The 20,532-nt window shown below is 41.9% G+C and carries 13 protein-coding genes; 2 read left to right on the forward strand and 11 right to left on the reverse strand.

Annotated features, from left to right (window positions below):
• Positions 1-24 precede the first annotated feature (24 nt).
• The 3 genes from EP57_RS04725 to EP57_RS04735 all read right to left on the reverse strand — a co-directional run bounded on the left by EP57_RS04725 (position 25) and on the right by EP57_RS04735 (position 7,068).
• Positions 25-486, reverse strand: coding sequence for a hypothetical protein (locus EP57_RS04725; protein WP_036084664.1), 462 nt, complete (start codon positions 484-486; stop codon positions 25-27).
• Positions 487-585: 99 nt separating this feature from the next.
• A complete protein-coding gene (locus EP57_RS04730) occupies positions 586-6,252 on the reverse strand; it encodes an Ig-like domain-containing protein (RefSeq protein ID WP_052167556.1) in 5,667 nt (1,888 codons plus the stop codon).
• Between the two features lie 132 nt (positions 6,253-6,384).
• Entirely contained in the window at positions 6,385-7,068 is a 684-nt protein-coding gene (locus EP57_RS04735) for a Crp/Fnr family transcriptional regulator (RefSeq protein ID WP_036084666.1), read from the reverse strand.
• 485 nt (positions 7,069-7,553) lie between these two features.
• Between EP57_RS04735 and EP57_RS04740 the strand changes: the two genes are divergently transcribed.
• Entirely contained in the window at positions 7,554-8,000 is a 447-nt protein-coding gene (locus EP57_RS04740) for a hypothetical protein (RefSeq protein WP_036084668.1), read from the forward strand.
• Between the two features lie 47 nt (positions 8,001-8,047).
• Here EP57_RS04740 and EP57_RS04745 read toward each other — a convergent pair whose 3' ends face one another.
• From EP57_RS04745 to EP57_RS04780, 8 genes are all read right to left on the reverse strand, one after another.
• Positions 8,048-9,007, reverse strand: a complete 960-nt coding sequence (locus tag EP57_RS04745; protein WP_036084669.1) for an SDR family NAD(P)-dependent oxidoreductase — start codon at positions 9,005-9,007, stop codon at positions 8,048-8,050.
• Between the two features lie 17 nt (positions 9,008-9,024).
• Positions 9,025-10,248 (reverse strand): hypothetical protein, encoded by a 1,224-nt coding sequence (locus EP57_RS04750; protein WP_052167557.1) that lies wholly within the window; start codon positions 10,246-10,248, stop codon positions 9,025-9,027.
• An 18-nt stretch (positions 10,249-10,266) separates the two neighbouring features.
• Positions 10,267-11,307 carry a glycosyltransferase family 4 protein gene (locus tag EP57_RS04755; RefSeq protein WP_036084670.1) on the reverse strand — a complete coding sequence of 347 codons (1,041 nt, stop codon included), beginning with the start codon at positions 11,305-11,307 and terminating at the stop codon, positions 10,267-10,269.
• Positions 11,308-11,331: 24 nt separating this feature from the next.
• Entirely contained in the window at positions 11,332-12,879 is a 1,548-nt protein-coding gene (locus tag EP57_RS04760) for a lipopolysaccharide biosynthesis protein (protein ID WP_036084671.1), read from the reverse strand.
• A 118-nt stretch (positions 12,880-12,997) separates the two neighbouring features.
• The gene (locus EP57_RS04765; RefSeq protein WP_036084672.1) at positions 12,998-14,263 is read right to left on the reverse strand and encodes a nucleotide sugar dehydrogenase; all 1,266 of its coding nucleotides are present in this window, start codon (positions 14,261-14,263) and stop codon (positions 12,998-13,000) included.
• 384 nt (positions 14,264-14,647) lie between these two features.
• Positions 14,648-17,239 (reverse strand): phosphoenolpyruvate synthase, encoded by a 2,592-nt coding sequence (ppsA, locus tag EP57_RS04770; RefSeq protein WP_036084673.1) that lies wholly within the window; start codon positions 17,237-17,239, stop codon positions 14,648-14,650.
• A gap of 83 nt (positions 17,240-17,322) precedes the next feature.
• Positions 17,323-18,174, reverse strand: a complete 852-nt coding sequence (locus tag EP57_RS04775; protein WP_036084674.1) for an aldo/keto reductase — start codon at positions 18,172-18,174, stop codon at positions 17,323-17,325.
• Between the two features lie 68 nt (positions 18,175-18,242).
• On the reverse strand, positions 18,243-18,665 hold the full coding sequence (locus EP57_RS04780; RefSeq protein ID WP_036084675.1) for a MerR family transcriptional regulator: 423 nt from the start codon (positions 18,663-18,665) through the stop codon (positions 18,243-18,245).
• Positions 18,666-18,966: 301 nt separating this feature from the next.
• On the opposite strand from EP57_RS04780, the gene EP57_RS04785 reads away from it, so the two are divergent.
• Positions 18,967-20,382, forward strand: coding sequence for a helix-turn-helix domain-containing protein (locus EP57_RS04785; protein ID WP_036084676.1), 1,416 nt, complete (start codon positions 18,967-18,969; stop codon positions 20,380-20,382).
• The last annotated feature ends 150 nt before the right edge of the window (positions 20,383-20,532 follow it).

A 20,532-nucleotide genomic window follows, 5' to 3' on the forward strand; every position in this document is an offset into this window, starting at 1 on the left:
ACACATTCCATTTCGCTTAGTTTCTTATTTATCGATTTTAACTTCCCATGTGGCGGATTTTTTTGTGTCGGGATCTGTGTAGGTTACTTTGAATGGGCCTTTGCCTTTTACTTTATAGAAGCCTGGTCCTGAGATTGAATCGCCTGCTTTGATATCTGCTCCAACATTCTCTGCTGGGTAAATGTCCAGCTCTTTACCATCTTCATTTTTAACAACTAAACTGAGACTTGTAAAACTTCTTACGTCTGCAGTTCCGTTTGTAACTTTCATGTTGAATTGGACAACAGCGTTTTCTTTGCCGTCACCGTCTAATAATTTCGCGTTTTCCATATTGATTTTTAAACCTGAAACGTTTACTATTTGGCCTTGTTTATACACGGTATCTTTGTTTGCTTTAACTTCTTGGTCTTTTGTTTGACCACACCCTGCGATGAAAACTGTAAATACTAAAAGTATTGCGAGATATTTAATGGCCTGCTTTTTCATGAGCAACTCCTTCATTTTGATTAAATTTGTATTTTTTTAACAATATATTAGTGACGCCAGCCAGAGTTCATCTGACTGGGTCACTAACGTGTTACAAGCTTATTGAACAGTTACTTCTTTTGTTACTGCCCATACATTGTTTACTTTCATTTCAACTTTGATGATGTCACCTTTTGCTAGTTTGCTCAAGTTGTATGAAAAATTACCTTCTGCATCTGCTGAAATGATGCTCTTTGTTGCGCCATTCAAGCTGATACGTAATGATGCGCTTGCTGTTGCTGTTCCTGTTACTTTTTTGTCTGCTGCAATAACTGGGTTAACTGTAAGTGCTTTTGCTGCATCGTCTGATGTTACTGTTACTTCTTTAGATACAGAGTAAGCGCCGTTTACAGATAGTTCTACTTTTACTACGTCATCTTTTACTAATGTTCCGATGTAGTATGAGAAGTTACCATTGTCGTCTGATGTTACAACAGATTTTGTTACGTCGTTTAAGCTGATGCGTACTTGGCTGTTTGGTTCTGTTTTACCTGTTACTGTTGTTGCTGTGTCTAAAAGTGCGTCAACGTTTAATGTTGCGTCTGGTGTGTCGCTTCCGCTTCCGTCACCTGTTGTTACTTGTTTTGATACAGCATAAACTTCGTCAACTTTCATTTCTACTTTAACAACGTCGCCTTTTTTCAATGCTGGTACTGTGAATGTGTATTCGCCAGATGCGTTCGTTGTTGCTGTGCTCTTCGTTGAGCCATTGATGCTTAGACGTACTTGTGTGCTTGGTTGTTTTGTAGTTCCTGTTACTTTTGTATCGCCAACATCTGTTTGATCTAGTGTTAGGTCATTGTCGGATACTTCGCCAGCGATAACTGTTGTTTCTTCTGATACAGAGTAAGTTCCTGCTGATTTCATTTCTACTTTAACTACTGTTCCTGCTGGAAGTGCTTTAGTAGAGAAGCTGAACAGACCATCTGCGTCACTTGTTACGACTGTTTTTGTTACGCCGTTAACAGTTAGGCGGAATTGCGTGTTTTCAGTTCCTTTACCTGTGATGAAACGATCAGATGTTGTTACATCGTCTAATACCATTTCTTCTGTTGCTTTTACAACAACGGTTTCTGCTGTTCCAGTTACTACGCCATTTTCACGTAGTTCTACTTTCACTACTTGACCTTCTTTTAGGTAACCTGAGCTAAATGAGTAGTTACCGTTTGCATCTGTTGTTGACGTACGTTTTTGGACACCATCTACGAATAGACGAACTTGAGCGTTTGCTACAGTAGATTTACCAGTTACCACTTTTTGAAGTGAGTTTACGTCGTTCACATTGATGTTGTCGGAAACTGCTGATTTAACGGTTGTTTTACCAACATATTTGTCTGCTGTTAAATAGTTACCGTCTTTGTCTTTATAGCGAGCTTCGATAACTGTACCTGTTGGTTGTACGCCGATTGATGCGCTAAATTTACCATCTGTTACGTTAACGATTGTTTTGTTTACGCCATTTACTAAGATTAGAATTTGTTTTACATCATATTTGCTTGTATCGATTGTCCCGTTTACCACTGTGTCTGTTGCTTTTACGTCACTTAATTTTGGTTGTGGAAGATCGGATACTACGATAGTTTTAGTTGCTGTTGCACCGTTTGCAAGTTTTGCTGTAATTGTTACTGTTCCAGGACCTGTGTATGCTACAACACCTGCTGCACTTACTGTTGCAATTGCTGCGCTTGATGTTGACCATGTTACAGTTTGTCCTGCTGGTGTTGATGTTGCTGTTAATGTTGTAGAGTCTCCAACTAGACCAGCTGTTACATCTTCGTTGATTTTAACTGTTGATCCTTTAACTGTTACTGCTGTTGGTGCACTTGTAGTTCCTTGTGCGTCTTCAGCAACAAAGTTAATGATTGTACCTGCAGGTTGTTTCGGGAAGTTAACTTTAAATGTTCCGTCTGCTGCTACAGCTACTGTTCCGATTGGAAGACCGTTCACGTATGCTGTTACTTTTCCTGCTGGAGCTGTTCCTGATGCAGATGTTGTATTGTCGTAAACTACTGTGCTAACAACTGGTGCTGCTACCGTTTGGTTTGATACAACGATTTTCTTAGTTGCTGCTGTTCCGTCTGCAAGTTTTGCTGTAATTGTTACTGTTCCTGGTGCTTTGAATGTTACAAGACCAGTTGTTTTGTTTACTGTTGCGAAGTTACTGTTTGATGTTGACCATGCAACGTCTTGTCCTGCTGGAGTTGTTGTTGCAGTAAACTGTTTTGTTGTTCCAGTGTAAGCAGTAGTGATGTCTTCATTGATTTTGATTGTTGTTGCTTTTACTGTTACGTTTGTTGGTTGACTTACTGTTTTCTTCGCGTTTTCTGCTACGAATGCGATTGTTTGGTTAGCTGCTTGTGCTGGAATTGGCATTGTGAAGCTACCATTTGCTGCTACAGTTGCTGAACCGATTTGTAAACCGTTCACATAAGCGATAACTTGGCTTGCATCTACTGCTGTTCCGCTTACAGATGTTGTTGTTGTATAAATATCAGTTGCTACGATTGGAGCTTCAACAACGTCTGGAGTTGCGTTCGATACAACGACTTTCTTAGTTGCTGCTGTTCCGTCTGCAAGTTTCGCTGTGATTGTTACTGTTCCTGGTGCTTTGAATGTTACAAGACCAGTTGTTTTGTTTACTGTTGCAAAATTACTGTTTGATGTTGACCATGTTACTGCTTCGCCTTCTGGAGTTGTTGTTGCTGTGAATTGTTGTGTTGTTCCAGTGAATGCAGTAGTGATGTTTTCGTTAATTACGATTGTTTTAACAACAGATGCAATAACTTTTACAGATGCTGATGGACTTGCTTTACCGTTAGCTCCTGTTTGTGTTGCTGAGAATTCGTCATTGTTTTTAGCTGCTGGTGAAATAGTGAATACTGCTTTACCTGCATCGTTTGCTACGGCTGACATTGTGCTACCGCCTGGTAATGTTAAGTTGATTTTAGCTCCTGGTTCCCCAGTAACTTCAACTGTTGTATCTCCAACTGAAACCGTTGCAATAGTTGGTGCGCCTAGTGTTGTGTCTTTAACTTTAACTGTTTTTGGTGCGCTGACACGGTTGTTAATTGGGTTCTTTTGTGTTACTGAAATATCTGTTCCTGCTACTTGTTTATCGATTGTAATGCTGTAGTTACCTTGTGCGTTAGCTTTACCTGTATATGTTGCATTTCCAATTTTCACTGTTACATCAGCGTTTGGAAGTGCTTTACCAGATACAACTGTAGCTGTGTCTAGAACTTCATTTACTGTTGGAGCTGCTGGGATAGAATCGTCTACTACAGTTGTTTGTGCAGAAGATGTTTTGCCATCTTTTGTTGCTGTTGCTGTTACAACTGTTCCTGCTGCTTGTTTCGCAATAGTAAGGCTGTAAATGCCGTCTGATCCTACGCGGCCAGATTTTAGCTCGTTACCAGCTTGGTCTTTTATAACGATTGTTGCATTTGGTTCTGCTGTTCCTGATACAGTTGTAGATTCTGTTGTCAAAGCGTCGATTGTAGTTTGGTCGATACCGTCACGCTCTACAATTGTTGATGCTGTTGATGTGAATCCATCTGCAGATGCTGTTGCTGTGATCACTGTACCTTCTGCTTGTTTAGCGATTGTCATGCTATAAGCGCCATCTGATCCTACACGGCCAGATTTTAGTACATTACCGTCTTGATCTGTTAATACGATTGTTGCATTTGGTTCTGCTGTTCCGGATACGTTAGTAGTTTCTGTTGTAACTTTATTAATTGTTGTATCAGCAATTTCACCACGAACAACAGTTGTTTGTGCCGTTGATGTTTTACCATCTTTCGTTGCTGTTGCTGTTACAATTGTGCCGAATGATTGTTTTGGAATCGTAATGCTGTATTTGCCGTCTGATCCTACTCGACCACTACCAAGAGTATCTCCAGCGGCATTTTTGATTACAATTGTTGAATTAGGTTCTGCTGTTCCTTCAGCTGCAGTTGATTTGGTTGTTAATCCTGCAATTGTTGTTTGTGCAATGGAGCCTTGTGTAACTGTTGTTGTTGCGGAAGATGAAGCTGTTCCTTTTGTTACGGTTGCTGTTACTCTTGTGCCAACGTCTTGTTGTGAAATGGTAATGTTGTATTTACCGTCTGATCCTACTGTTCCACTACCGATAACTTCACCATTTGCTAGGATTTCAATGGCTGCATTTGGTTCTGCTGTTCCAGATGCGATTGTTGAATCTGTAGTTAGTGCTGCGATTGTTGTTTGTGCAATAGTCGCTTGTTTAACTGTTGTTTTTGCGGAAGATGAAATACCGTTAGAAGTTGCTGTTGCTGTTACTTCTGTTCCAGCAGCTTGTTTAGGAATAGTAACTTCGTAGTAACCGTCTGATCCTACGCGACCTGTTCCTAATGTTACTCCTGCAGCGTTTTTAATTGTGATTGTTGCGTTTGGCTCTGCTGAACCAGTTACTTTTGTTGAATCTGTTGTAAGGTCATCAATTGTAGTTTGAGCGATATGTGTCATCGCGTAGCTACCACCGAAAAGTTTCCCTGTTGTTTTACTTACGAATTGAGATTTGAACTGTGCGCTATTTGAAGTCAAGTTCTTTTGGCTTAAGTTTGATTTATCCCATCCAGACAAATCAAAAGTTGCTGTTGTAAAGTCATTGTAGTTGTGTGTTGGTAATTCTGTGTTGATTGAACCTGAATCCCAAGTAGAAAGGCCTTTATCAGAGTTAATAGTAATATTAGTTGAAGAACCCGCGTAGTTCGCAAAAACAGATCCCACGTCATTCGTGTTTGTAATTGCAAAGTTCGAACCGTTCTCAAATACTAATTTTCCACCTGTTTGTACAGCTCCTTGTTTACCTGAAGCGTTAACGACGAAATCTGCACCAGACTCAACCGTTAAGTTACCACTTGTAAGTGAGACAGCTTCCTCAACCGTGTCACCTGAAGTTGCTTTGAATTTAGCTCCTGATTTAACAACCATATTTCCACCTGAACCAGATGTGTAAATAGCTTGTTCGTCTGTCGCTGATAATTCCATGTTTCCTGCTACAGAGATTTGTGTGTTGCTGTTATGACCATAAATTGCATAATCTTTAGAATTTACTTTAAAATCTGAATTCGCTTCTTGCGTTACGCTTCCGTATACGCGAAGTGCAGGACATCCAGAGGTAGATGAGAAGTTAACATTTGCGCCACTTCTAATGATGAAAGTAGTACCTTGGTAAACTTCTTCTCGTGTAGAGCTTGCTTCGATGTTGCCTTCTAAGATGGTTGTACCAGCGTTGTTATACACGAATTGTTCCCCGCTAGAAGTTACATTCTTGTAAGTGACTTGTACGCCAGAATATTCTGACCAGAACAACGGATAAATATCTTGATTTGTAATGGTTAGATCTTCAATACGATTGACAGAACTTGCTTTTGCGATTCCGATTCTGTAATCATTCATGTTGATCGTATGGCCGTTACCGTAAAGATTTTTTGCTGACGTGAAGTTGAAGCTTGATGTTACATCGATATCTGCAGTCAGTTTGATGTCCGTTACGCTTGCGCTTAATAGTGCTGTTTTCAATTGATCGTACGTTGCTACTTCGGTTGCATTCGCAGGAGCTGCTTTTAACGCCGCGGCTTTTATTCCGGCTTCGCTTGCGTATACATTAAATGGTAATGTATTTAATAGCGAGCTCCCTACCAATACGGTTGCTAAGGCAATTGTTCCACTTTTTTTGATAAAATTTCTTTTCGCTGACATTAATAAATGTCCTCCTCTTGTTTTAAATTAATAGTATATTATAGTTGCGCAACTATTTTTTGGACTGAATTCAAGAGGTTTAACTTGAATCAATCGGATTGTTTAACTTCTCCATAGGTGGCAGCCCCCTCTTTAAGAAAATAATGGTTCTAAATAATGGTATTTATTCAAATGAACGACGTAAACTTTATCTGAAAACTCGATAAATCCTTCTTTCTTTAGGATAACTTCGGTTTTAGTGACGGAACTTGTGCTGAGGCCTGAATACTCGGCGATGAATTTTTTGCTGAAATATCTTGGTAGGATGTATGCATCGTTGTGTTTCATGCCGAATCGTGAAGCAAGTTCAAGGAATGTGGCGCTCAGTATCGAAATACTATTTCCTCGCATGGAAAGGCTTCGGTTAATGAGTAATCTATTTTGTTTTTGCATTTCTAACACTAAAAATAACCAACCTTCTTGATGGCTGAATAGCTCCATTAAAACATCTTCTTTGCGAAAAACGATGACTTCGCATTCTACAAGTGTGTGATAGTGATAGGTGCTATCTGATTGTAAAATAATTGTATCTAAGCCGATGAATTCTCCGTCTTTTTTTATTCCGACTGGAAATTCTTCATGTGCTGTAACAATTGCTCCCGTTGATAAAAAATAAACTTCATTTGTTTTTACTGGATCTAGGCTACTTCTTTTTCTTAACTTCCGATACTCATAATCAACTCGTGGAGATTGGAGAAGTAATTCAATTAGATTTTGTTGATTAAATGCGACCTCCACGTTTTCCATAGAATAGAGATCTTCTATTTCTGAAATCATGATATCCACCCTTCCATACGGTGTTATTTTTAGATTTTTTAATTAATTAGTTGTTATTTGTATATCTTCTTTCCTCATAGCATCATAGCATTTCAAAATTAAAACAAGAAGAAAGCGAATTTCTTGTTTATTTCTATGTGTAAGTTTATTGTAGCTACATGTTTGAAAATCGTATTAATGATCTTTTTCATAACATTTAAGATCGTTATTTAACATTTCGATTGAACAAAAATCAATAATGTTCTTAATTTCGTTGCTCAAAAACGTATATCGTTAATGCACTTCTAATAATAACAGGATAAAAATATAAAAAAAGGTAATTTTACAGCTTTTCCTATGTTTCTTGTGTATTTTTTATTACGAAGTCTTTTTATCTAAAAGGTTAAAAAGCGTATTTTTATGTGCTGTAATCAGGGTTTGGTGGGATTATGACGTGCTTTTTGTTATACTTTATACATCTATATCTTAATGGAGGAGTTTTGTTTTTGGGAAGATTTCTTTCTAGTTTGTTATTGGTTTGCTTGATTGGTGTCTTTTTGTTGGGATTTATTTTTAATCCTGGGCTGTTTATGCTTGGGTTTGTTGGGATTATCCTTGAGGTTTTGTTGGCATTGCTTCTTTGTGCGTTGTTTTTTTATTTCATGGAATTGATTGAACGGAATAAAGTGAAGTGGGTTTACACGCTAAATGGGGTTTTACTTTTCATTACATTTTTGCTTGGTGGGGTTATTTGGGGAGATATTGAGATTACTTCAGATTCGATTATACAATATTTTCTTTTCATTGTGTTGTTACTTGTCACTTTAGGGCTATTATATGTATATGATCGGTTTTTACAGCATATTTTGTTGTTTGTTTTGATACAGGTGTTGTTGATTTGTGATTTTTTGATTTATCTTTATTTAGGGTTTGGATGGATTTTTGGTTCGTGATATGTTAAAAAGCAGTGATTTGGGGGGAATCACTGCTTTTTCATGTCTTATTTTGTGATGGTTAGGTGGTTTTTTAGTTCGAGTAGGCCTTCGTGTAAGGATACGTTGCTTTTCCAGTTTAATAGTTCTGATGCGCGGGTTGCGTCTAGTACGGAGCGTTTGACGTCGCCGGCGCGTGGGGCTTCGATGAAAATGGCGACGTCTTTTTCGAAAACGGTGAGGATTTCTTTGTAGATGTCCAAAATCGCGACTTCTTCGCCAGTTCCTACGTTGATGACAGTGTTTGTTGGGCTTTCTGTGGCCAGTTGGTTGATTCGCACGACGTCGCCAACGTAGACGTAATCGCGGGTACAGCCGTTTGGCATGTCGGGATAGGTCATCAGGATGGATGGTTTGTCTGCTAAGATGTTGTTTAGGAAAATGGGGATGACGCCACATTCGCCGTCGGGAACTTGTCTTGGTCCGTAAATGTTGGCGTAACGGACTACGGTATATTGGTAACCGTATTGGGCGGCGTACATTTCGACATATTTTTCACCTGTGAATTTTGTTAGGGCGTATGGGGAAATCAATTGGGGGGTGTCAGTTTCTTTGGATTTCTCGCTGCCTTCGATTTTCTTGCTCAGCGCGCCACCGGAGGAAACGTAGATGAAATTCTCAATTGGATAGGCTTTTATACAATCTAAAATGGACATTAGGCCCACGAGGTTCACGTCTAAATCGTAACTTGGGTTTTCGACGGAATCTGCGACGGATTTTTGGGCGGCGTGGTGGTTGATAATGTTGGGGCGGTATTTTTGAAATAAGGCTAGCATGGTTTTGTGGTCGCGAATGTCTGCTTCTATGAAGGTAAATCTGGCATGATCGCGGATTTGCGCTAGATTTTCTAGGTTGCCGGATACGAGGTTGTCGATGCAGATCACGTTGTAGCCTTGGTTGACGTACATTTCACTTAAATGGGAGCCGATGAAACCTGCGCCACCTGTAATAAAAATCGTTTTTGTCATTGTTTTTGCCTCCTGAATTATTGTTTTTTCGTGCGGTATTCGTTGTTTAGCGCGACCATGTAGATTGTTGCTAGAACAAGGAAGACGCTTGTGTTAGATACTAAAACGGTGTCGATTGGGCTGGTGAGCAATGCGTAAATGAGGGGTAAGAAGATGAGGAGTTTGATTTGGTATTGGCTGCCGGCGACTTCTTTGTAAAGTAGCCAGAAGATGTAGCCGATGAGGATGAAAACGAAAAACATGCCGAGATAGCCGAGTTCGCCGATAATCATCGCCCAGTAGGAGTCGGTGACGAAGTTCGGGTTTTCTTGTGTGAGTCCCCAAACGCGGGAAATGCCATATTGTTCGTAAAGTGGCGAGTAGTTGAGACGGGATGCGTGGGAGCCGAACATACCGAGGCCTGCGCCAAATGGTGCGTGGTCGTTAGCAATCGTGAAGCTAGTATCAAGCAAGACGCCGCGCGCTTCGCCATCTGTTCCGAGGAATTGATTGCTAATGCGGTCGCTACCTAACCAGTAAAAGACCCCGCCAATCAAGGCGTATACGTAAATCGGAATGCGTTTGATGTATGGAAAGATTAGAATGATAAGCAGTAAACATAAATAGAAACCGATAGACGTCGTTCTTCCTGCTAGAAAAACTAAGATGAAGTTGGCAAAAAGGATGTAGTATGGCATTTTGCCTTGTTCGGACCAGCCAATGAAGATGTGGATGATTGTCATGACGATGATTGTGGCGGCGAATTGGGCTGGGTGGCGGAAGCCGAATGAGACGGTTTCAATGCCAAATCGGATGTCGAACGGTTCTAGGAAATGTAGTGGGACGTTGAGAACGCCGATGATGAGGAAAATTGTTGTGAGTGTTGTGGACATGATGCGAAAGAAACGGGTGGTGCTTTGAAATTTTGTGTTGCGGAAAAGGAATAGGCCGCTCCAGAAGACAATGACGAATTTGAGGATGGAAAACATCGAATAAATTTGGAGGAACATCGTGTTGCTTGGTTGGTGGAATGCGTTCGGGATGAAACAGTAAATGATGAAAATAATACTGATGGCGAACAATCCGATGTCGCTTGGACGGAGTGTGAATCGGCGTTTTGTTTCGAGGTAAGCGAGTTTCGCGATGGCGCTGACGGCAAAGATGACTGCGATTACTTTATCAATGGCGTCGATTTGTGGGATGAGTTGTTGTATGAGACTCGCGAATAAAGATAGTAACAAAGCGATTAAAAAGGCAACCATGATTCACACTCCTTTCTTTTATAATTGTTGATAAAATTGTTCCCATTTGGCGTTGCATGCGTCGATGGAAAACTTGGCTTGTACTGCTTCGTGGGCTTTCTGGCTCATTTCGTCGCGGGTTGTTTCGTCGTGTAGTAACGTTGCGATGGCTTGTTCTAATGTGTCTGTGTCACCAGGTTCGATGAGAATGCCATTTTGTTTATTTTGGACGATTTGGGGGATACCGCCGATGTTGGTGCTAATATTCGGGATGCCGTGAGCCATTGTTTCGAGGATAGCCATTGGTAAGGCTTCGTGGTACGAGGGTAAAATGTGGAGAAGTGCGCTGTCTAGGATGGTTTGTTTTTGTTCGCTTTCGACCCAGCCGCCAAGTGTGACGTTTGTTAGTTGGTTTTCGTGAATGTGTTTTTGGGCGTTTTCGATGTCACCGATGCCGTAAAAGATGAATTGGTATTCTTGGTAAGTGGAACCGAGAGAATGGATGGCGTGCAAGAGATCGTAACTACCTTTTTCTTTGGTGACGTTGCCGAATGTGACGATGGTTTTGCTTTGGTTGTTGTAGGGGTTTGCTTGGGGGACTTGGACGGCGTTTTCCATGATGGTTACGGGGGTGTCGCATAGGTTTTCGTAGTAGGTTTTCCATGCTTCGCTAAGCACGATGAGGTGGTCGAGCTGGTTTAGCTGGCGAATAATGCGTTTTTGTAACCACGGGGATTGGTTGTCGAAAAAGATGCCGAACCTTGAGCCATGCATATGCAGAATGACTTTTGCTCGGAAAATTCGGGCTAATTGGATAAACATTACTTTTCGGTAAAAACTGCCGCGTTGGGAGGTGTGGATGTGGACAATGCTGATGCGACGCGTGATTGCCAAGTAGCAGAATTGCATGATGGCTTTTAGGAACATCCAAAGTTTGAATAGTGGATTGCCTTCTTTCCAACTCGCGATATGATGAATGCGGACTTCGTTGCTGTTAAATGTTTTTTCGAAATTGGCGATGACGGTTGCGATGCCACCTTTGGATACGGATGCTGGACCGATCATGATTACGTGCTTCATTTGGCGAATCTTCCTTTCTTGATTTTAATCGGGGGTGGTGCTTGTTTTGGGGCGCTTGGCGATGCTTTTGATGCGGCGAATGATGGCTTGGCATTCTGGCTTTTTGTAGAAAATCGCGAGATAGGTTAGGTTTAATAGAAGGAACAGGACGGCGGCGCCTAGGATGAGGGTTAGCCATGTGCCTTGGTAAATCCAGTTCATGACGGGGATGGAAGCGGCAAATGCGAGTGCAGTAATGCTTGTGTAAGTGAGGTACATTTTGAAGTAACTGCGCACTTTCTTTTGGAAGCCGAAACGGTAAACGAGGTATGGATCGATGATGGTTGTGGTGACAAGTCTTGAGATGATGGTTGCGATGATGATGCCGATTAGACCGAAGTAAATGGCGCCGATGATGGATAGGATGATGTTGAGGACGGCCATTGCGATTGGGACGTAGCGGCCTTGACGGAACAGCCCCATGGTTGTGCGGTACGTGTAACTGGCGAACTGCATGCCATTGACGTAAAAGCTTGCAACGATGGCGAGCACGGTGCCGGTGCCAAGTAGGAAGCTATCGCCGATCCAGAGGGAGATGAACGGATTGATGACATTGAACAAGAGGATAGCAAGCACGAAATAAATCCACGAAACGATGAAAAATAACTGCTTGAAAACTTGTTCTTTTTTCGCGGTGTCATCACTTGTGTTGAGGTGACCGATACTTCCGGTAATCGAGTTCAAGGCGCGGGATAAGACGGTGACTACTGCGGCAATGATAAGCAAGTAGTTCGAGTATATGCCAACGATGCCTAGTCCTAGAAAAGCCGCGATGATGATGCTGTCTGTGCCGTTCATGATGATGGAACCGAATTTATACATTGCTAAAGCTTTGACGTTTTGAAAAATCGTTTTTACTTCTGATTTGGCGAGTTTTTCGGTCGTTTTGCCTTTGAGGAAGGTGTATTTTTTGTTGGCGTAGAGGCTCAGGAAAACGTTGAGTCCGAATGTGCCGATGACTTGGATAAGGACGAAGCCGATGTAGTCATGCGTAACATATAGGTAGCCAAGTTGGATGGCAGATTGGATGAAAAAGAAAATTTGTTGGCTGACGTTGATGACATATTCTTTTTGATCTGCGGAGAAAATGGCTTTTTTGTAGGAGAGCATGTAAGAAATCGCGGTGTTTAGTAGGAACAGGAAGTAGATGATGTATAGGTTTTCTGGGATGTTTGGGGGATTCTTGATGAAGAGGTTTAGGAACGGCATGAGGAGGAGACCAACGATGAAAACAGTGAGACCAATGATGCGGTAAGCTTTGGCGTAGAGTGCCATGATGGCTTTAATGCGGGCTTTGTTTTTATCGACCATGCTGCGGTATAAACTAAAAATGATGGCATTACCTATACCGAGCTCGGCGAAAGATAGTACCATCAAGATGTTAGTGAATAATGCGTCTAGCCCGAGGTACTCCTTGCCGAGAAAGTAAATGAACACGGTTCTGTTAACGAAACTGAGAAGAAGGAATATGACTTGTGTCCCGCTGCCAATCAGGAGGTTTTTAGCGACAAATGAGGTTTTTGTTTGCTTCAATCGGGTCACACGTCCTTTGCTTTATTTGATACTTTAAGTGTATCAAGAATGCGACTTAAAATCGGTATTTTCTAGCTTTTTGATCGGTTTTTTCAAAAATCAGGACAGTCTGTTTAAATTAAGCGGTTACTGCTACTTTTGGCGCTTGATGTAGGTTGCCGTAGTTCAAATACGTAACATCGCTAGCAACTGATTTTACTGTGTTTTTCGTATCAAAAATGATTGGGTCGCGCATTTGGTCTGTGTATGTTGCTGGAATTTCGCGGAATTCGCTGTGATCGCTCAATACAACAATCAATGAGCTGTCAGCACACGCTTCTTCTCCTGTCAGGACTTCTGAGGCAACGTGTGGGTCAAATGTTTTCACATCAAGTCCTGTTTCAACAAGCATATCGCGGATTTCCATCGCTGGGCTTTCGCGGATGTCGTCGATATTTCCTTTGTATGTTAGGCCAAAAATGGTAACACGATTGCCGTCGCGTTCTTCCATCAATGCTTTTACTTGCGACACGACGTATTCTGGCATGCTGTTATTGACTTCGCGAGCCGTTTGCATAAGTGGAGATTGCTCTGGTGCGGCGGCGATTACAAAATATGGATCTACGGCTAAACAATGTCCGCCAACGCCTGGTCCTGGTTGGTGTAAGTTGACACGCGGGTGTTTGTTAGCCATTTCGATGACGCGTAAAGCATCGATTCCGAGGTGATTACTGATTTTTGCGAGTTCGTTAGCTAATGCGATATTGACGTCGCGATACGTGTTTTCCATCAGTTTGCTTAGTTCTGCCTCGCCTGCTTGGGCTTTGATAATTTCACCTTCTACAAATTCGCCGTACACTGCGGCTGCTTTTTCCGTACATTTTTCAGTGATTCCCCCGATGATTCGTGGGTTATGAACTAGTTCGTGCATGATGTTTCCTGGTAAAACGCGCTCTGGGCAATGCGCTAAATAGATGTCTTCACCGACTGTAAAACCTGCTTTTTCAATCATTGGTTGGACGACGTCTGCCATTGTTCGTGGGGCGATTGTAGATTCGATGATTATGGTGTCATTTTTCTTTAGTAAGGGGATAATATTCGTTAATGCGGACGCAACATATGTGGTATCGCATGATTTATGCTGGTCATCTTTATTTGGTGTTGGAACAGCGATAATGTAAGCATCGGCGCTTACTGGGGTTGTGCTCGCGTGGAATTTGCCGAGTGCTAAAGCTTCTTGTAAATCTTCTGTGAGTCCAGGTTCTTCAATATGAATTCGACCCGCGTTCAAGTTTGCAGTCATCACGGGTGATAAGTCGACGCCTGCTACTGTATTTCCGTATTTTGCAAAAAGAATGGCTGTTGGTAATCCGATGTATCCGAGACCTACTACTGTAATTTTCATTGTTTAAATTCCGCCTTTCGAGTGGTTTGGTTCGAGGTTATTTAGAAGTGGTTGTGATTTCCCAAGTGCTGGCTTATTGATTTTAGTTTAGCATCTAAAAACGGGAAACTTGGCGAATTCCAGATAATTGATGGCTTTTGTCAAAAATATGAATACAAAAAAAGGTTGGGATAAAACTCAAGATAAAGCAAAATCGCCCTCCCATTAACTCTTTGGGTAGGACGAAAATTTTTGCTTTACACAAATCGAGCGAAAGCGTTTGTATTCAGGGAGTTTGGTGGAAGCCGGAAGCGGAGCATACTTGTGTATGTGAGAACCGGAAGTCCGCCAAACTCCCTGAATGCGAGCGCTTCTCGCCGATTTACTTGGGTTATGTTCCAGACGTTACAGTATTTCGATGTAGCCTTCTGTGCCATTGACGCGGATGTGGTCGCCGTCTTGGATGCGTGTTGTTGCGTTTTCTACTCCGATGACTGCGGGTAAACCATACTCGCGGGCGATGACAGCACCGTGTGTCATTAAACCGCCGACTTCGGTTACTAGGCCTTTGATGGAGACGAATAACGGTGTCCAGCTTGGGTCGGTGAATGGTGTGATGAGGATGTCTCCTTCTTCTAGGTTGGCGTCTGCCATGTTTAGGATGACGCGGGCGCGACCTTCGATGGTGCCTGATGAGACGGGAAGTCCGATGATGGCATCTGATGGTAGATTCTCACGTTTGTATTTGCCGGTGATGATTTCGCCGTCGGATGTTAGAACGCGTGGTGGTGTGAGTTTGTCGAACTGATTGTAGTCGGCTTTTCGGGTCGTGATGATGGTGTAGTCTAGTTGCTTGGTGCGCACGACTTCGTGTAATTCTTCAAAATCGAGATAGAAAATGTCTTCTGGTTCTTTAATGATTCCTGCTTGGACGAGTTGGGCTGCTTCTTTTAGTAAGGCTTGTTTATAGACGAAGTAACGGTTAATCATGCCGTATTTCGGATATTCGCGGTAGCCCGTAAGATTTCTTAGAACTGTGATGACTTCTTTTGTTTTGGCCGCTTTTTGTTCGCCGTCTGGGAGGTTTTTTAGCCGTGCTAGGAGGTCTTGTTCTTTTTGTAGCGCTTCTTGGCGGGCTTGTTCGAATTTTTGGTGGCTGGCGTTTGGTTGGAAGTTCTTGATGTTGCTGAGAATCATTGGGATCAGTATGGTTGGGTCTTCGCTCCAGCGGGTTCTGCTGATGTCGATTTCGCCGGCGCAGCGCATGCCGTATTTGTCTAGGTACGTCGTGATGGCATCGCGGGCTGCTTCTCCGCCTTGTAAATCGCCTAATTTCTCTAGGCAGTTCGGGTCTTTTGTGTTTTGTAAAAAGGCGATGACTTCTGGGTAAGGTCGGATGGCGTCTGCTACGTCGAGTAGTTCTAGCCCCATTTCTGCGGTGATGTTGTTGGCCACGGATTGGGATAGTGTATCGGCTACGTTTGTTTCGCCGAGCCATTCTTGCATTTTTTCATTCAGCCATGTTGCGGCATTCATTGCGCTTAGCAGGACGCGGAGATTGTCGGCGTTAAACAGGACGCGTTTGAATTCTGGAATGTCTTCTAAAATGAGGTCGAAAACGGCGGAACCTGATTTTGTTTGGATGGTTTGTTTTAGTTTTGCAAGGGATGCTTCGTTGTTTGCGATGAGATTTGTCGCGATTTCTGGGATGTTCTCGATTGGCTTGTCTGCGCTTGGGGTCGGAATTGGGCGTGCTTCTTCGGTCGTGTTCGTCTCGATGAAGCCTTTGCGCGCTACAATGGTCTCGATGGCGTCTTTCATGAGCGGATCGGATTGCCCTATGCCGTTGATCAAAATTTCTCTGCTCGCTGGGGCGGCCAGATTCGGTGTGATGTCGACAAATAAGCGGCCGCCTGCTATGCGCATTGGAGCGGGAGTTATTAATAGATAGAACGCGAGGCCGAGTGGCTTGATTGGATCGGTCATCATTTGCTGGTGGCCTACGGATAGATAGACATGGTTCTCGTTGTCCGCTTCTTTGGGGACGGGAAACAATGTTGTGATTGGGCGGCTTTGAACGATATAAAATTGGTCGTCTGCGAGGCACCATTCGATGTCTTGTGGCTTGCCAAAATAAGCTTCGATGCTTCTGCCGAGTTGTTCTAGTTGTAGGATTTGATGGTCGGTGATGGTTTGGTTGGTTTGTTGGGCGGCAGGTAGGGATTTTGTTTCGGTTCCGCCTGTTTTGATGCTGTAAATTGCGAGTTTTTTAGTGGCGATGTTTTTTTCGATGATGGTGTTTTCTTGGACTTTGTAGACATCGGCGGATACGAGGCCGGAAACTAATGCTTCGCCGAGACCGAAGCTGGCGTCGATGGATAGGGTTTTGCGGTTGCCTGTGATTGGGTCGGCGGTGAATAGGATGCCAGATGCTGATGGGAAGACCATTTGTTGGATGACGACGGAGAGCTGGACGTCGGTATGCTCAAAATTGTTTTGGATTCGATAGATGATGGCGCGGTCGGTGAATAGGGATGCCCAGCATTTTTTGATGTGTTTTAAGATTTCTGTTTTGCCGATGATATTTAGATAGGTATCGTGTTGGCCCGCGAATGAGGCGGTCGGTAGGTCTTCGGCGGTGGCGCTGGATCTGATAGCGTAGGCTTGCTCGAAGCCAATTTTAGCAAGGTGATCGGTGATTTCTGCTTCGATTTCTCGAGGTATTTCGATTTCTTCTATTAAAACGCGAATGGACTGGCCGATTTTGCTGATTTGGTCTTGGTTGGTGATTTTTTGTGCGCTTAATTGATGCAACAATGCCTGCAATGCTTCATTTTCGCTAACGGCTCTCTGATAGGCTTCGGTTGTGAGGCAGAAACCAGTTGGAACTTGAACATCGCTTATTTGGGCGCATTCACCTAGGTTCGCACCTTTTCCGCCGACTAGCGCTTTGTTCGTTTGATCGATTTTTTCAAATTCTAATACATAGTTATTCATGGCAATCCCTCCTGTATAACGTACAACATTGTTATATCATAAAACGCAAAAAAAGCCCATAATTATGAGCTTCTTGCACGATTTTATACATCCATTCTGCGGCTTGCCATCCAGCGAATCATTTCGGGATCGGCATGGGAGAAGAACTGGCTCTCGCCTTCATTTAAAGTCGCGATTTCGTTTTTGTCTGCTTCTGTTAATTCAAAATCGAATACGTCTAGATTTTCTTTCATGCGCTCTCTTTTCACAGATTTTGCGAGAACAATAATATCTTGTTCTACCAACCAGCGCGTGATGACTTGGGCGACTGATTTTTTGTACTTTTCGCCGATTTCCACTAGGATTGGGTCGTTGAAAATGTCTTTTTTACCTTCTGCAAACGGCGCCCAGGCTTCTGGCATGATTCCTTCTGCTTTTAGCGCCGCGATGTTTTTCGTTTGTTGTTGGAACGGGTTGATTTCGATTTGGTTCACTTGCGGCGTGATTTTATTGAATTCGGCAAGGTCAACCGCTCTATCTACTGCAAAATTTGAAATGCCAATTGCGCGGATTTTGCCTTGACCTTGCAGTTCTTCCATTGCCCGCCAAGCGCCATAGATATCGCCGAACGGTTGGTGGATGAGCAGTAAATCAATGTAAGTTAAGCCGAGACGTTTCAATGAACGTTCGAATGATTCGATAACACCTTGATAGCTCGCGTTTTCTACCCAGATTTTTGTTGTGATGAATAGTTCGTCGCGTGGGATACCCGATGTCGCAATCCCGCGACCTACTGCTTCTTCGTTCATATAGCTTTGCGCGGTGTCGATGTGCCGGTAGCCTGCTTGAATTGCCTCTCGTACCGCCGTTTCCGCTTGCTCAGGTTCTGTAATTTGAAATGTTCCGAATCCTAGAATTGGGATTTCTACGCCATTATTTAACGTGATATTTTTCATGAAAAATTCCTCCTCATTTGTATCTCTTACTTACTATAAACCTTGGAGTCGACTCCAGAGCAAGCAATTTACTCGCGGTTTCTTTCCCAAAGTTTTTCAATATTGTCGGCGTTTAGCTCGCCTGTTTGGAATTTGGCGATATGATCGTCGTAAGTTTCGAGTTTGTAAACTAATAAATCACGAACTTGGTTCATTTCTGCTAATTTGTCTTCTAGTTCTCTCAATTGATCTCGCAAAATCTGTTTTTGCGCAGCTTCGACATTTTGTTTTTCACGTAATTGTGCTAATGTCGCGAATTCAATAAGTGATTCGACAGACAGCCCTGCTTTGCGTAAACTTTTGGCTAAGTAAATCCAGTTTAAGTCGCTTGTTGCGTAATCACGGTAGCCACTCGAATTGCGCTGTACAGGCGGGATTACACCAACTCTTTCGTAATAGCGTAACGTGTCTACCGTTAAATCGAACATCTCTGCCGCTTGTTTGATATTCATTTTTGCCACCTCCATATGATTCCATATCTACTTCATTATAAACCTTAGAGTCAACACCAAGGCAAACGAATACACATTGTATTAAAAAATACATTACATCAAAAAACGTGAATAATTTACTTATCCTTAACGAGCCCAACAGACCAGCCAAAAAACCTTTAAAATTACCAATAAAAAGCATAATAAAAAAGCAAAACACTTGCACTTTCTATTCATATAGTCCATGATACAATTGTTATTATAATTACTATTATATAGTATAAATTTTTAAAACTCGTGAGATAGGAGAACAATTACTGACATGGTTATATCATTATTAAAAAAAGCAGATAAGAAATTAAACAAACTATTAAACTTAGTAAATTACCTATGCAACTCTAGAAAAACATCTATCCGAGCTATTAGTCTCGCTGTTAATCGTTCCAGAAGCAGCGTCCAAAATGATTTAGAAGAAATTAGGCGTTGTCTACCAAATGATTGGAGCCTTCATATCGATCCTTATACAGGTGCTGAGCTTATTAAACCCTTTAACCAAACGGAAAATGATTTCATCGCTTTTTTTGTACAACAAAGTCTAGTTTTCCAATTGGTATTTGCTCCATTTAGTGAGCGATTCCATACTGTTGCGGAGGCTGCGGATAATTTATTCGTCTCTAAGAAGGCGCTTTATGATTTAATCAATCACTTAAACAGCGCTCTCGAACCCCATCAATTACGTTTTGATAAAAAAACATTGTCCCTTCGTGGCAAAGAAGAAATAGTACGGAATTTCTACTTATGCTTATTAACCTACGCCAATGAAGCCGATTTAGCCGGAAAATCTCCTCTAGATTTGGATGAAATTTTGCAGGAGCTCGGAATTAATTTACCAAAACCCGCCATCAAGCAACTAGAAATATGTTGCATTGTCGCTGTAACAAGACGAGAAATACCTGTCTGCGCAACGACTCTAAAAGCATTACCCGAAAATAATTTTGAAATCATCAAATTCCTGCTCTCTATTCAATACCATCATAAAATGTTGCTTCATGATAATGACAAGACTTGGCTACTAACAAAAATTTTCCAGATTATTTTTCAAGAAAAGAAAATAGAAGGATACGGTCCATTCAAACTCTTAGAACAGCAAGCCGTTAAATTCAACGCTTTAGTCCCTAAAAGCAATCCGAACAATTCCTCCTTTATACAAATGATTAGTCATCATATCATGTCTAAATTCTATTTTCCTGAAACATCATTCAATAGTTGGAACGAATTCAGCTCAGAAGAAACCAAATTTATGAAATCACATCCCGAACTCTTCTCTAGAATTGTGACTATTTATGAGCAACTCGATCCGCCATTTAACGTGATTACCGCGTCTGATACCGATATTATTTTTCAAACGGCGCTTTTCATTCGCAGTATCTCACTGGAATCTACACAACAAACTCCAACCGTTTACGTACTCATCAAAAAAGGAGTTTCCTATGAAAATCACTGCATCAATCTATTTAATTTACAGTTTAAGCCTTGGCTTTTCAAGGCCATTGAGACCGACGAAGAATGGGATGACATTCAACAAGGCGCGATAGTTATCTCCGACCAGCCATTAATGATTGAAGATTCCAACAATATTTTAGTATCCCCAAAGCCAACAGAACTAGACCTCGAATCAATAAGACGATTCTTAGAAACCTATTTGACACATAAAAATTCAGACTACATCTTAATTTAGATTTATCCATTTATTGAAATTAGCAGGCTGTTGAAAATTCTTAAAAATAATTACCTAGCTTCCCTCTACGATTTATTGACAATAAGTATCTAATATTACCAAATTTTCTATGTACTTTTCAAAATCTCCATGTTAGGATGAGAACCTATT

It is taken from the genome of Listeria booriae (assembly GCF_000766865.1).
In the GTDB taxonomy this organism is placed as follows: domain Bacteria; phylum Bacillota; class Bacilli; order Lactobacillales; family Listeriaceae; genus Listeria_A; species Listeria_A booriae.